This is a genomic window from Hymenobacter sp. DG01, assembly GCF_006352025.1.
GTDB lineage: Bacteria > Bacteroidota > Bacteroidia > Cytophagales > Hymenobacteraceae > Hymenobacter.
Window position 1 is genome coordinate 4,224,302 of the sequence record NZ_CP040936.1, and the last position, 13,443, is coordinate 4,237,744.

8 protein-coding genes and 1 riboswitch are annotated in these 13,443 nt (G+C 59.0%); of the genes, 5 read left to right on the forward strand and 3 right to left on the reverse strand.

The features are described 5' to 3' along the window. Positions 1 to 80: 80 nt before the first annotated feature. On the reverse strand, positions 81 to 1,469 hold the full coding sequence (locus FGZ14_RS17945) for an O-acetylhomoserine aminocarboxypropyltransferase/cysteine synthase family protein (RefSeq protein WP_257883270.1): 1,389 nt from the start codon (positions 1,467 to 1,469) through the stop codon (positions 81 to 83). Between the two features lie 383 nt (positions 1,470 to 1,852). Next, positions 1,853 to 1,966, reverse strand: a riboswitch (SAM riboswitch). A gap of 363 nt (positions 1,967 to 2,329) precedes the next feature. Beyond that, positions 2,330 to 2,632, reverse strand: a complete 303-nt coding sequence (locus tag FGZ14_RS17950; RefSeq protein WP_139925559.1) for a LysM peptidoglycan-binding domain-containing protein — start codon at positions 2,630 to 2,632, stop codon at positions 2,330 to 2,332. A 218-nt stretch (positions 2,633 to 2,850) separates the two neighbouring features. Here FGZ14_RS17950 and FGZ14_RS17955 point away from each other — a divergent pair, with 218 nt between their 5' ends. The 3 genes from FGZ14_RS17955 (at position 2,851) to FGZ14_RS17965 (ending at position 9,100) form a co-directional block, all read left to right on the forward strand. Then, positions 2,851 to 3,267 carry a hypothetical protein gene (locus FGZ14_RS17955; protein ID WP_139925560.1) on the forward strand — a complete coding sequence of 139 codons (417 nt, stop codon included), beginning with the start codon at positions 2,851 to 2,853 and terminating at the stop codon, positions 3,265 to 3,267. A 244-nt stretch (positions 3,268 to 3,511) separates the two neighbouring features. Continuing rightward, positions 3,512 to 6,415 carry an IPT/TIG domain-containing protein gene (locus tag FGZ14_RS17960; RefSeq protein WP_139925561.1) on the forward strand — a complete coding sequence of 968 codons (2,904 nt, stop codon included), beginning with the start codon at positions 3,512 to 3,514 and terminating at the stop codon, positions 6,413 to 6,415. Positions 6,416 to 6,541: 126 nt separating this feature from the next. Beyond that, complete coding sequence (locus FGZ14_RS17965) at positions 6,542 to 9,100, forward strand: erythromycin esterase family protein (protein ID WP_219601034.1); 2,559 nt, start codon at positions 6,542 to 6,544, stop codon at positions 9,098 to 9,100. A gap of 64 nt (positions 9,101 to 9,164) precedes the next feature. Here FGZ14_RS17965 and FGZ14_RS17970 read toward each other — a convergent pair whose 3' ends face one another. Continuing rightward, positions 9,165 to 10,250 carry a lysylphosphatidylglycerol synthase transmembrane domain-containing protein gene (locus FGZ14_RS17970; protein ID WP_139925563.1) on the reverse strand — a complete coding sequence of 362 codons (1,086 nt, stop codon included), beginning with the start codon at positions 10,248 to 10,250 and terminating at the stop codon, positions 9,165 to 9,167. A gap of 300 nt (positions 10,251 to 10,550) precedes the next feature. Here FGZ14_RS17970 and dxs point away from each other — a divergent pair, with 300 nt between their 5' ends. Further along, positions 10,551 to 12,494: a 1-deoxy-D-xylulose-5-phosphate synthase gene (dxs, locus tag FGZ14_RS17975; RefSeq protein ID WP_139925564.1), complete on the forward strand. Its 1,944-nt coding sequence runs from the start codon at positions 10,551 to 10,553 to the stop codon at positions 12,492 to 12,494. 280 nt (positions 12,495 to 12,774) lie between these two features. Then, complete coding sequence (locus FGZ14_RS17980) at positions 12,775 to 13,323, forward strand: YceI family protein (RefSeq protein ID WP_139925565.1); 549 nt, start codon at positions 12,775 to 12,777, stop codon at positions 13,321 to 13,323. The last annotated feature ends 120 nt before the right edge of the window (positions 13,324 to 13,443 follow it).

Here is a 13,443-nt window from a genome sequence, read left to right on the forward strand (position 1 = left end):
CCTACCCGCTTACCGCGGTGCTGGAAGAAGCTACCTGGCGGCTCTCTCACCTGCCGCCAGGAATCAACCCCTCTCAAGTGCTAGACTTCCAGCGTAGCGGCATGTTCTACTTCCGGCTCGGGTAGCAGGGTGCTACCGGCTTCCTCAGAAGAAACCGAGGCTGCGTTGCGCACGGCGTCAAAGGCTTGCGCCAGATCGGCCCGGATGTCTTCAAAGTGCTCAATGCCTACCGAGAGGCGCAGCAGGGTAGGCGTTACGCCGGCCGCGCGCTGCTCCTCGTCGGAGAGTTGCTGATGGGTAGTGGCCGAGGGCTGAATGATCAGCGTCTTGGCGTCGCCTACGTTTGCCAGGTGGCTCACCAGCTTCAGGTTGTCAATAAACTGCGTAGCGGTTTCCTTGCTGCCTTTGATGGCGAAGGTGAGAACCCCGCCGTAGCCGCGCTTCAGGTATTTCTGGGCCAGGGTGTGGTAGGGGCTGCTCTTAAGGCCGGGGTAGTTCACGGCCTCTACCTGCGGATGCTGTTCCAGCCAGGTAGCCACGCGCAGGGCGTTTTCCACAGTGCGGTCTACGCGCAGGCTCAGCGTTTCCAAACCCTGAATCAGCTGCCAGGCGTTGAATGGGCTCTGGGATGGGCCAAAGTCGCGCAGGCCCTCTACCCGTGCCCGGATGATAAAGGCAATGTTGCCAAATGGTCCGCCCTTCCCGAACACATCATTAAACACCAGCCCGTGGTAACCTTCCGAGGGCTCCGTGAACTGCGGGAACTTGCCGTTGCCAAAGTCATAGGTGCCGCCATCCACAATCACGCCCCCAATACTAGTGCCGTGGCCACCAATCCACTTCGTAGCCGATTCTACCACAATGTGCGCGCCGTGCTCCAAGGGGCGGAAAAGGTAGCCCCCGGCCCCAAAGGTATTGTCTACAATCAGGGGAAGGTCGTGCTTGTTGGCAATGGCGGCAATGCGCTCAAAGTCCGGAATGCTGAAGCTGGGGTTACCAATGGTTTCCAGGTAAAGAGCCTTGGTGTTCTCATCAATCAGGGCCTCAAACTTCTCCGGCTGGTCGCCGTCGGCGAAGCGCACCTCAATGCCCAGGCGCTTGAATGCCACCTTGAACTGGTTGTAAGTGCCGCCATACAGGTGGGTGGTGCTCACAAAATTGTCGCCGGCCTGCAGAATGTTGTTCAGGGCAATGAACTGCGCGGCCTGCCCCGAGGAAACGGCCAAGGCCGCTACGCCACCTTCCAGCGCCGCTACCCGCTGCTCGAACACGTCAGTAGTCGGGTTCATGAGGCGGGTGTAGATGTTGCCAAACTCCTTCAGCGCAAACAGATTAGCACCGTGCTCGGCGTTCTTGAACACATAGCTGGTGGTCTGGTACAGCGGCACGGCGCGGGAACCGGTTACGGGGTCGGGCTGCTGGCCAGCGTGGAGTTGGAGGGTCTCGAAGTGGAGGTTCTGCGTGGACATGGCAGGGCAGGGTTAAAGGCCGTTTGGGTATGGAAGAGGGAGCGAAAACGCTGGAAGAGAGCCACGACAAGGCGTAGCGAGGGCCGCACCCGAACCAGCATGGAGTTGCTCCGAAAGCCAGTTGCGATGCGCAGAACCTGAGTGCCGCTGCGGGTCACCGAGGGTTCAGGCCGGAAAAAGGGGTAGGGATGTTGGGTAGCCGCTCAGGGCTAGCAACAGCAACAACAGGCGCTACAGCAGCGCATTCGCATTCGCCGGTTTGCGGCAGTGGCTGGAGCAGCTACCGAAACGCAGAAAGCCCACGGCGAGGCGATACGCGACAAAGCGACCGGGGCGTTGGGGGTGAAGGGGGCGAAAGCGAAGGTGTTTTCCATGGTACTCCTGAGTTATATGCCCCGCCAGCAAAAGCTTGGTCGGGCAGGAATTGGCACCTTTCGCGCGGTCGAAGGTTGCCAGCGGGTCACGGAGCCTGTTCTCTCGCCGCTTCTGTATAAATCTTATGAAAACTATCCCGCCGCGAGCGGGAGAGTACCGGGTTGGTATTGCAAAGGTATAGTGCTGTTTTTGATATATGCAATAGGTGGTTGAAAAATATTATTTCCGCTTGCTATTGTTACTGTGGAGTTTGAGGATAATTATTTTTTGTATTTAATAGGTTGATTTTCAATGGATAAATCCTGTGAAAAATCAGCAGGGTTTAAGCTTGAGCGAAGGGGTAGGTCCTTGCCCATTGATGAAAATAATTGCCCTCGGTACTCAATCTGAGTACTCGGTGTTTGCAAAAAGGGACTGCTAAAAAGCAAAAAAGCCACTCATGGCAGAGTGGCTTTTTTAGGATATTTCGAAGCTGAGGTTAAGGTTTATAGCTTGGGCAGCGTCAGCACCTGGCCTACTTCGATGTGGTCGGGGTTAGAGCCGATGATGCTTTTGTTGGCATCATAAATCTGATGCCATTTGGCAGCATCGCCGTAATGATGCTTAGCGATTTTGGAAAGCGAGTCGCCGCTCACTACCGTGTAGGTTTCGCCTTGGGCAGCAACCGGAGCAGCGGCGGGCTGGTTGGCGTTGCCAAAGAAATCGGTAGCGCCGCCGGCAGCGGGTTTAGCAGCGGGTTGAACAGGCTTTTTTTCGCCGTCGTTAGAGAGAAAATCAAACAGTCCCATGGTCGTAAAGTCAGGTAAGGGTGGAGAAATCAACCGACTACCAAGTGCATAAACGGGGTCGGTAGGGAGTATTACGCCAAGGCCCGCAATAAGTTATGGGCATGAAGCTCAAGCACGGACGGGCTGAACATCTTGCGCAACTGCCCCGTAAGAAGCGCAAAGTCAGGCGCTGCGTCTGATGGTATTTCTCCCTCTTATTTACTCTTTCCCCTACCCCCATGAAAAATCAAGCTGCACCGTTGCGCTACCTCGCCAGCCTCCTTCTGTTTGTGACCCTGTTTGCCGCCTCCTGCGGCAGCAAAGAAGGCAAAGTGGAAGGTGTGAACATGCTGTATGGCACCGAAAGCAAAATCTGGAAAACCGATAAGGAGCTGGACTCCACGGGTGATAAAGTAAAGCAGACCGATGCCCAGGAAGATGAGCGCATTACCTTCTTCGCCAACAAGCAGTACAACATGACCTCGCCTGCTGGCTCCGTGAACGGCAAGTACGATTTCGACCAGGCCAACAAGAAAATCACGATGACCCCCGACGGCGCTTCCCAGAGCAACACCTTCGATGTGGTAACCCTCACCGACGACAAGCTCACGCTCCGCAGCCCTCAGGGTGCTGAGCTGCGCCTGGAAAAAGAATAATCTGGCTTAATGTCAGATTCTCAAAAAAGCCCTTTCACGTACGTGTGGAAGGGCTTTTTTGGCTTCAGGCGTGGAGCCGCTCCGGTAAGCAGGAGGAGAAGCTACCCGCCGGCTGCTAGGCAGGCACAGCTGCCGCCCGGTCCGGCATTTCTGGTCCTGTGGATTGCTTATCCTGTGACTGTACGTATTTTTGGTTGAGCCTGAGAGATATGGGCTCTATTGTTAGGATTCATAGTTCGTGCATATGTTCATATTTCAGGCAGCCCGCCGAGTGGCTTTGCTTTGCCGTTTCCTCGTGTTTCTGCTGGTACCATTAGCCAGCCAGGGCCAAACTACCAGCACCATTGTCGCTTTCGACTTTAACTCCGGCACCAGCTACGAAACCCTACTGCCGACTACGGCCCCAGGCATTGGGGCCGCCGCTTCCTCCACCGAGGCCTTTGTTACCTTTACCGGTACCCCTGCCGGAACAAATGCCTTTAGTGCTGCTCCGGCCGGACTGGCGTTAGGTATGAATAACTCCAGCGGTACCAACAGCCGCTATTTCCAGTTCACGCTTGCCGGACCCAGTTTAAGCAACTATTCGTCCTACAAGCTATACTTTCAGTCACTGCATCCCTCTTCAGGTGCGCCTACCATCACGGTAGCTTATAGTACCGATGGGGGCACGAGCTTCACTACCGCCGCCTCGATTAACAACCCCGCAATAAGCACTTTTGCGGAACACGTAGTAGATCTGTCGGGCTTCACCGCTCTGAACAACAAGTCCTCCCTGATTCTGCGGCTGTTGGCCAGCGGAGCTACGGGCTCAGGGCCGTTGCGCATCGATAATTTTCAGGTGCAGGCTACTTCCGCCCTGAACCCTACCCCCGTCCTGACGGCCGTAAGCCCGACCAGCATTGCCGCTGGCAGCAACGGCTTTACCCTCACCGTAACGGGCTCGGGGTTTATTGCGGGCAGCGTGGTGCGCTTCAATGGCGTTGATCGGCCTACCGTATTCGGGAGTGCTACCCAACTCACGGCTACTATTCCGGCTTCAGACGTGGTGCTGGCGGGAACCTACCCCATAACCGTAGCTAACCCCGCGCCGGGTGGTGGTGCCTCAGGCAGCATCAGTTTCGTGGTGACGCCCGTGGTGCGCTGGGATGGCGGCGCGGGAACCAGCAGTTGGTTTGACGCCCGCAACTGGGACACCGACGCCGTGCCGACGACTACCGACGATGTGCTGCTTGACCACGCGGCTCTTCCCGGCCGTTATACGGTGGTGCTCGATGCGGGCGGGGCCGTAGCGCCGGCCCTTACGCCCACGGCTGAAGTTCGCTCCCTGACCATCAATCCGGGCGCCGGGGACTCTATCCTAGCAGAAATTTCGGCGTTGAATACGGCCACCATCCCGCTGCGGCTGAACCGCACGGGCGCCACCGAAACCGCATTGGCCGTGTATAACAAAGGCGTGCTGACAAACACGAGCGACAGGGGCGTGATTGACATTGCGGGCGACAACCCGAATTTCTTTCTCTACAACGGCGGAACCTACCGGCACTACACTGAGCAAGCACACGCAGGGCTGGTCGAGAACCTGGCTACTGTGGCCGGAACCGAAGCCGGAACGTGGGAATTCCGGCGCAAAACGGGGGGTAGCACCACGTTGTCCTTCTCGGGGCGCAGCTATCCGAACGTCGTATTCAGGAAGCTGAGCAGTATTACAAATGCCTCGTACGCCGCAAGTGGCAGCAGTCCAATAACCATACGAGGTAGCTTGATAGTGGGCCCAGGCGCCGTATTCACGGCTTCCGCCAGCAACGAGTTGCGGGTAGCCGGCGACATCGTGGTGCAGGGCTCCTTCCGGTTCCAGCCCCAAGTTGCCGGAACTACTACCGCGCGGCTGGTGCTCAACGGCACCCGGCCCCAGCGCGTGAGTGGGGCGGCCTGGGGTAGTCAGGTAACTGCGGCGTCGGCTAGCTTTCTTGGTAACGACGTGCCCCTGCAAATCAACAATACCAGCCCGGAGGGCGTCACGCTGGCTACCCCCGTCACAGTGAACAACGTGCTGCAGCTCACGGCGGGACAGCTCAATACGGATGCCGTTAACGTGCTGACCCTGCTTAACCAGCCCAGCGGCGGCTCTGATAACAGCTTCGTGAATGGTCCCGTAGCCCGCCCGGCCAGTGGGGCCGCTACCCTTACGTTTCCGCTGGGCCGCCTCGACGCGCAGGGCCCCGCCTACCGCCCCCTCACGCTCAACATCAACAGCCTCAGCCGGGCTACTACCTTTACGGCTACCCAAACCGAGGGCGGCTTCGCCACGAAAGACCTGACCGGCGACCTGCGCCGCCTGAACGCTACTCGTTACTTCACGGTAACTCCCACGCCTGCGGTTACCGCCGCCGATGGTTTCAACGGCACCATCACGCTCAGCTTTGGCCCCGATGACCTAGTTGCGGACCCTGGCGCCAGCACCCTGGTAGTAGCCAAAAACGATGGTAACGGTTGGGTGAACATCGGCCGGAGCGCCAGCACTGGTACCGCAACCGGCCGGAGCTTCGTGGCCGGCACCCTCACGTCGGGCACGTTTACATCCTTCAGCCAGTTCACGCTGGCCAGCACCAGCGCGGCCGCTACCCCCAATCCGCTGCCCGTAACGCTGCTTCACTTCCGGGCCGAAAGTAAGTCCGAAGGCGTGCGCCTGAGTTGGGCCACCGCCACCGAGCTGAATAACGCCCGGTTTGAAATTCAGCGCAGCCTCAATGGGCATGCGTTTACTACCGTAGCCACCCTGCCGGGCCAGGGTACCAGCGCCACTGCGCACGCCTACACCTGGCTGGACGCTACCCCGCCCTCTGGCACCCTGTACTACCGCTTGCGGCAGGTAGATGCCGATGGCTTCAGCCAGCTTTCAGGGGTAGTGGTGGTGCAGGGCCCGGCAACGACTACGCTCTTTCCCAATCCTGTTCAGGAGGAGCTTACCCTCCGGGCCGCGGCCGGGCTGCGCTACCAGGTCCTGACGCCGCTGGGGCAGGTGCTGCTAAGTGGCCAGACCACAGCCGGCACTACCCACCTGGATGTGCGGCAGTTGAAACCAGGCGTGTACTACCTGCGGCTGGAAGGCAGCGGGAAAACCGAAGGAACAACCTTCTATAAGCAGTAGCAGAAGCAAGCCTGCTGAACATAGAGCTGGCGCGATGTAAGCGGTAATCGGTAGCTTGGACCTGGTTTTACTCGCAGCCTTATTCCTGGTGATATGCCGTCTGGGTTATTTCGCGTAGCAGCTGGTTTGCTGCTGTTCCTTTGGCCGGTGGGCAGTTTGATGGCCCAAACCGCGCTTTCCGGGCTGAGGGTACACCCCATCCGCAGCATCACGGCCACGGATACCAGCTTTCAGGATCTGGAGTTTTTGCGGCAGGAAATAGGGCTGGCGCGAGTGGTGATGCTGGGTGAGCCTAGCCACGGGGAAGGCAACGTGTTTGAGGCCAAAGTGCGGCTGATGCGCTTTCTGCAGCAGCGCATGGGCTTTACCACGGTGGCGTTTGAAAGCGGCTTCTACGAGCTTAACAAAGCCCAGCGCCAGATAGAGGCCGGGGTGCCAGCGCGCGAAGCCATTGCCAATAGTGTGTTTCCGGTCTGGACCAGCACCCAGGAGTTTCAGGCCGTGCTGCCGCTGCTGGGCAAAGGCCGCCTGCGCGTGGCTGGCTTCGATAGTCAGCTGAGTGGGGCTTACCAGGAAGAGTTGGTGGAGGAGCTGGAAGCGTTTCTGAAGCCCGAAAAAGGAGCCGACGGCATTGCCTACGACTACCTGGAGGAGTGCCTGAGCATTATGGGTGAAAGTTTCATCTTTCCGCCTACTCATCAGGTGCTGCTTTTCAATACTCAAATAGGAAAAGCGCGCCGCCTACTGGAAAAAGTAGCCGTCGGCCCCAGCCCACGGCGGCGGGAGCAGGCTGCTTTCTGGCTCCAGAACCTGCGCAGCCTGCAGGCTCTGGCTCACGACTACGCCACCAACGACTCCGGCGCTAAAGGCGAAGCGGAGTTCAAGGCTGCCGACAGCAACCCCCGCGACGCTCAAATGGCCGACAACCTGCTATGGTACCTGCGCCAGCACCCGCAGGAAAAAGTGATTTGCTGGGGCGCTCTGCCGCATCTGTCCAATAAGGTGGAGGTGCTGGCAGATGCTGAAATCAATACCTACCAACCCATGGGCCGAACTGTGAAAGCCGCTTTAGGCCCCGATGCGGTGTACGTGCTGGGCACGCTGGCTGGAGGCGGTACCCACGGCTTCCTCGGCATGGGTGGCTATAAAGCAGTGCCAGCTCCTGCGGCCGGTACCCTGGAAGCGGAGTTGCTGGCCCAAGGGCAGGAATACAGCTTCGTGAGCCTGAAACATGATGCCCCGAGCCGTGTGCTGACTACCTACGCGTTCGAATACACCCCTCATACCGGCCCCTGGAGCGAGGTAGTAGATGGCTTCTTGTTTCTGCAATCCGTGAACCCTCCGCACGGGGCTTCGCTCGAAACCAATAGCGTAGGGTCCGCCGCTGCTGCCGTGGCCGCTGCTCCTGAGCCAGCAGCACCGGTGCGTCGGCTGAGTCCTGCGGCAGGCGCGGGAAGCAGGCCTGCTGGCCCTGCCTTCGCCCTGGCCGGTACCGTACTTGACCGCAAAAGCGGGCGGCCGGTACCGTTTGCCTCAGTCGCCGTGGCTGCCCGTGGCGCCGGCACTATCGCCGATGCCCAGGGCCGCTTCCGGCTGGAAGTTTGGCGGGGCGAGGTAGTGCAGGTGAGCAGCATCGGCTATGACCCCGCCACGGTGCCTGCCGTGCCGGCTCCGATCCTGACGATACCGCTGATGCCTGCCGCCTTTGTCCTGAGCAATGTACGCGTCAGTGCCCAGTCGCAGGACACCCGGCGCATTATGAAGCAGGTCATTAAGGCCCTCGAAAAAAACTATGAGCGGCAGGATTATCAGCAGCAGTCTTATAGCCGTCGGCAGGTTATCAGCTTCGACACACTGCGGCACGAGGTAGAATATGTAAGCCGGGAGATAGTGCCCGCCGGGTACCACCACTGGGCCGGCGGATTTCTGATGCTGGAAGACCGGCCTTTGAGCCAAGTGCAGCAGAAGCGGGTGGTAGCGCCCCCCCTGGAACCCAACGACTACCGGGTGTACGCCGAAGGGGGCCACGGCTTTGCAGGCGGCTTCGATCCGGTGCGTATTTCGCCCTTGTTCAAAGCTGGTACCGTAGGCAAGTACACGCTGCGCCTGGATACCATAGCGCCAATCGGCGGCGAACCTTGTTACGTTATTGCCTTTGCCGCCAAGCGGGCCAGTCACCGCGCCACCGGCATGTACCAGGCCAGCGGGTACTCCGGAAGGGCATACGTTCGGCAAACCGATTACGCCGTGGTGCGCTATGAGGCCCTTTGGCAGAGCGACACAGCTTATTACAATGCTGTGGCCCATAAATACTATGGGCGGGGCAATCAGATTGCCAACATCTACCGCCAGGTGTACACCGACCACCGCGCTGCCCACGTGGTAACGTACCAGCAAGCCGCCAACGGGAAGTACTATGCGGCCACCAGTGTAGCTCAGGCACTGAGCGTGGGGCGGGTTCTGAATGGTAAACCGTTTTACAGCCAGAAAACATGCGAGGTGTATTTCAGCCCGCCTACCCCCCTGGCTGCTACCAACCTGCCTGACCCGAGGAAGACCGGCGAAACGTGGGGTGGTGCATTTTGGCAGTTGCCGAAAGTGCCCTACCGCCCCGAGTTCTGGCAAACCTACCAGCGCCCGGCGCCTGCCGAACCAGCCCCGCAGCTGCAGGTTGCTAAGCCATAGCGAGCGAAATCAAAACGCCTTTCTGAGCATCAGAAAGGCGTTTTGATTTAGGGATAGGTGCAGATCAGGATTGCATGACCTCTTCTACCTTGCGCTTGCCGAAGATGCGGGCCACCCAGCGGGGTAGGAACACCGCGCCCAGCACTAGGTAGAGGTAGTAGGTTACGACACGGTAGAGCAACACCATGAAGTTGGTCATGGTGGGCGTGCCGATGAATTTGCCGAAGAAGGTAGGGAAGGCGCCTTCCGCTATGCCCGCGCCGCCCGGCGTAATAGCAATCAGCAGAATGACCTTATAGGTAAGATTGCGCCCGAAAATCAGCCAGAACTCCGGCCAAGTCACGTCGATAAACGCCGCAATCAGGCACCCAATCACCAGGTAGCGGGCCGTCCAGACGAAGGCTGTGCTCAGGGAGGCCCGCAGCCAATAGGCCAGGCCGTTGCCTCGCAGCTCCGCTGAGGCCAGCACCATTTCGTTGCCCATTTTGTAGGCCTTGCCGCGGAAGCGCCGGATGCCGCGCACCGAAAACAGGCGCACCAGCAGCCGCTTCACGGCCTTCGGGTTGATGAAAATGGCATACATCATCAGCAGAGCATACACCGTCACGAACACGTAGCTCAGGATAAACCCTACCCTTAGCGTGGCCACCAACCCACCCTGCAAAGCCTCGTGGGGGTAGAGGGCGTCGCCGCCGATAAGCACTACCAGGGGCACGGCCAGCACGTAGTACAGGTTGTCGAGCATGGCTGTGGCCATAATATAGGCCACCGATTTACCCAGCGGAATGCCCTCCTTATGCAGCAGCACCGGCGCCACCGCCGTTCCGCCCACCGCCGAGGGTAGCACGCACGATGAGAATTCCCAGAGCATAATCACGTCCAGGGCAGCCCGCCAGCTTAACACCTTCTGGGTGAGGTAGCGGATGCGGTACACGTACCCGGCGTCGCGAGCCACCAGCACCACCAGCATCACTAGCAGCCATAGGGGCTTGGCATCGGCCAGTGGGGCCAGGTCGCCGGGCTGGTAGCTGCGCCAGAACATAAAGCCCACCACGCCCAACCCAATCAGCACCGGCAGAATAATCCGCGAGGGACGGAGCTTATCCAGCAGCTGCTGGTCTTCGGTCTGGGCTTCGGTGAGGTGAGACATGTGGCGGAAAGGGTGGTCGGAACGCTAAAGGTACGGATTCGGGTAGGGGAAGGGTAATGAGGTGGTGAGGTGACAGGCCAGACGTCTGCCGCCAGTACGCGCACAACCTGTCACCTGCCACCTCATCACCATTTACCTCATCACTTCCCCACCCCTGAATTTCGTAACTCGACAGTTCAACCGCCCGACTGGAAAACCCGTAACTTTGTTCACTGTCCGCACGGGTCACCCGAAACAAGCTTAACCTTTTGCCCTGGGTCCCTGTTGCCTTGCTACTTATCCTCTTTTTCTACCCCGCACATGATTGTTGAACCTGGTGCCCTGCTGGCGGAAATTAATTCCCCCGACGACCTGAAGAAGCTCAGCCCGGACCAGTTGGTTCAGGTGAGTCAGGAGTTGCGGCAGTTTATCATTGATTCCGTATCGATTTACGGCGGACACTTCGGGGCTTCCTTGGGGGTAGTAGAGCTGACGGTAGCCCTGCACTACGTCTTCAACACGCCCCACGACCAGCTGGTGTGGGACGTGGGGCACCAGGCCTACGGCCACAAAATCCTCACCGGCCGCCGCGACCGGTTCCCGACCAACCGCCGCTATAAAGGCATGTCGGGCTTTCCGAAGCGCAGCGAAAGTGAGTACGACGCTTTCGGGGTAGGCCACAGCTCCACCAGCATTGGGGCCGCCCTGGGTATGGCCGTGGCCTCGGACTACAAAAAGGAGTTCGACCGCCAGCACATTGCCGTGATTGGCGACGGAGCCATGACGGCCGGTATGGCCTTCGAGGCCCTCAACCACGCTGGCGTCGAGAAGTCTAACCTGCTGGTTATCCTCAACGACAACTGCATGAGCATCGACCCTAACGTGGGCGCGCTCAAGGAATACCTCACCGATATTACCACCTCCCGCACCTACAACAAGGTGCGCGACGAACTGTGGAATGTGCTGGGCAAGCTCAGCAAGTTCGGCCCCAACCCCCAGCAGATTGCCCGCAAGGTGGAGTCGGCCATGAAGGCTACCCTGCTCAAGCAAAGCAACCTGTTCGAGGCCCTGAACTTCCGCTATTTCGGCCCCGTGGACGGCCACGATGTGCAGCATCTGGCCACCATTCTCAACGACCTGAAGAGCATTCCCGGCCCGAAAATCCTGCACTGCGTAACGGTGAAGGGCAAAGGCTATGCCCTGGCCGAAAAGGATCAGACCCTGTGGCATGCCCCCGGCCTGTTTGATAAGGTGACGGGCGAAATCCACAAGAAAGCCTACGAGAAGCCCCAGCCGCCCAAGTACCAGGATGTATTCGGAGAAACCATCGTGGAGCTGGCTGAGCAGAACGACAAAATCATGGGCGTGACGCCGGCTATGCCTTCGGGCTGCTCGCTCAACATCATGATGAAGCAAATGCCCACCCGCGCCTTCGACGTGGGCATTGCCGAGCAGCACGCCGTAACCTTCTCGGCGGGCCTGGCCACGCAAGGGCTGGTGCCGTTCTGCAACATTTACTCCTCGTTCATGCAGCGCGCCTACGACCAGGTAGTGCACGACGTGGCCCTGCAGAACCTGCACGTAGTATTCTGCCTAGACCGCGCCGGTTTCGCCGGCGCCGACGGCCCTACCCACCACGGCTGCTACGACCTGGCCTACATGCGCTGCATCCCGAACATGGTGGTTTCGGCGCCCATGAACGAGGAAGAGCTGCGCAACCTTATGTACACGGCCACGCTGCCCGAAAACGCCGGTCCGTTCAGCATCCGCTACCCCCGCGGCGAAGGCGTCATGCCCGAGTGGCGCAAGCCCCTGAAGAAGCTCACCATTGGCACGGGCCGGGTGGTGCGCGAAGGTGAAGGCGTGGCAGTACTAAGCATCGGGCACATCGGCAACTACGCCGTGAAGGCTACCGACAAGTTGCTCGCCGAAGGCCTCAACCCCGGTCACTACGACATGCGCTTCTGCAAGCCCCTGGACGAGGAAATGCTGCACCGCATTGCCCGCCAGTACAAGGCCATTGTAACTGTAGAAGATGGTTGCCTGCAGGGTGGCTTTGGTGCCGCCGTGCTGGAGTTCCTCGCCGACCACGGTTACGCCCTACCTGTGCGCCGCCTTGGCATCCCGGACCGCATCGTGGAGCACGGCACCCAGGACGAACTCTACAAAGAATGCGGCTTCGACGCCGACGGTATTGCCGCCGCCCTCCGCGAAATGGCCGGCAAAGTAGCCGCCCAAGCCCCGGTAGAAACGGTACTGCTGTAAGCTGGAGCTGATGGTATAGAAAAGCCCCGCTGGATGATTTCGGCGGGGCTTTTTACTTTCTTGGTGGTAAGGCAATACCTACAACTGATGCGGGTTGAACGCACCCACAGCCGAAGTAGCCACCGCTGCTTCGGCTTTGCGCTTCTGGGGAAATATGGGAACGAAAAAATATTTATTCGTGTAGGTACATCAATTGAAAAATGTCTCTACATTTGTTCCGGATTCAGCGGGGCAGGTGCTCCCGAGTCTTTCAGTGTCACTAACCGCAACGCCTACCACCATGGCTACTACCACTTGGGCAATTGACCCTACCCACTCCGAAGTACAGTTCAAAATCAAGCACCTCGTTATTTCGACTGTTACCGGCTCGTTCAAGAAGTTTGAAGGCCAGGCCGTGACCGAGAACGACAGCTTCGAGAATGCTCAAATCACGTTTGCGCTGGACGTAAACAGCATCGATACCAACCAGGAGCAGCGCGACGAGCACCTGCGCAACAACGACTTCTTCGACGCCGCTACCTACCCCCAAATCACCTTCACCTCCACCTCGCTGACGGCCAAAGGCGACAACGAGTACAAGCTGACGGGCAACATGACCATCAAGGACGTAACCAAGCCCGTAACCCTCGACGTGGAGTTTGGCGGCGTGGCCACCGACTTCTACGGCAACGAAAAGGCCGGCTTTGAAATCAGCGGCAAAATCAACCGCAAAGAGTTTGGTCTGACGTTCCACGCCGTAACCGAAGCCGGCTCCATCGTCCTCGGCGACGACGTGAAGCTCTCGGCTAGCGTGCAGCTGGTAAAGCAGAAAGAAGAAGTAGCTGCCTAAGCGGCACCTGCCACACACCTATTGCCTTCATAGCAAAAGCGCCGGCTGCCCCAGGGCGGCCGGCGCTTTTGCTATGAAGGCGGGGGTAGGGGCTGGGGTTGCAACTCCAATAGCCTGTTG

Excerpts from the sequence above, each read along its gene's own strand:
- dxs (WP_139925564.1), top strand. The coding sequence starts at position 10,551 with ATGATTGTTGAACCTGGTGCCCTGCTGGCGGAAATTAATTCCCCCGAC.
- FGZ14_RS17950 (WP_139925559.1), bottom strand. The coding sequence starts at position 2,632 with ATGGGACTGTTTGATTTTCTCTCTAACGACGGCGAAAAAAAGCCTGTT.
- FGZ14_RS17960 (WP_139925561.1), top strand. The coding sequence starts at position 3,512 with ATGTTCATATTTCAGGCAGCCCGCCGAGTGGCTTTGCTTTGCCGTTTC.
- FGZ14_RS17945 (WP_257883270.1), bottom strand. The coding sequence starts at position 1,469 with ATGTCCACGCAGAACCTCCACTTCGAGACCCTCCAACTCCACGCTGGC.
- FGZ14_RS17970 (WP_139925563.1), bottom strand. The coding sequence starts at position 10,250 with ATGTCTCACCTCACCGAAGCCCAGACCGAAGACCAGCAGCTGCTGGAT.
- FGZ14_RS17955 (WP_139925560.1), top strand. The coding sequence starts at position 2,851 with ATGAAAAATCAAGCTGCACCGTTGCGCTACCTCGCCAGCCTCCTTCTG.
- FGZ14_RS17980 (WP_139925565.1), top strand. The coding sequence starts at position 12,775 with ATGGCTACTACCACTTGGGCAATTGACCCTACCCACTCCGAAGTACAG.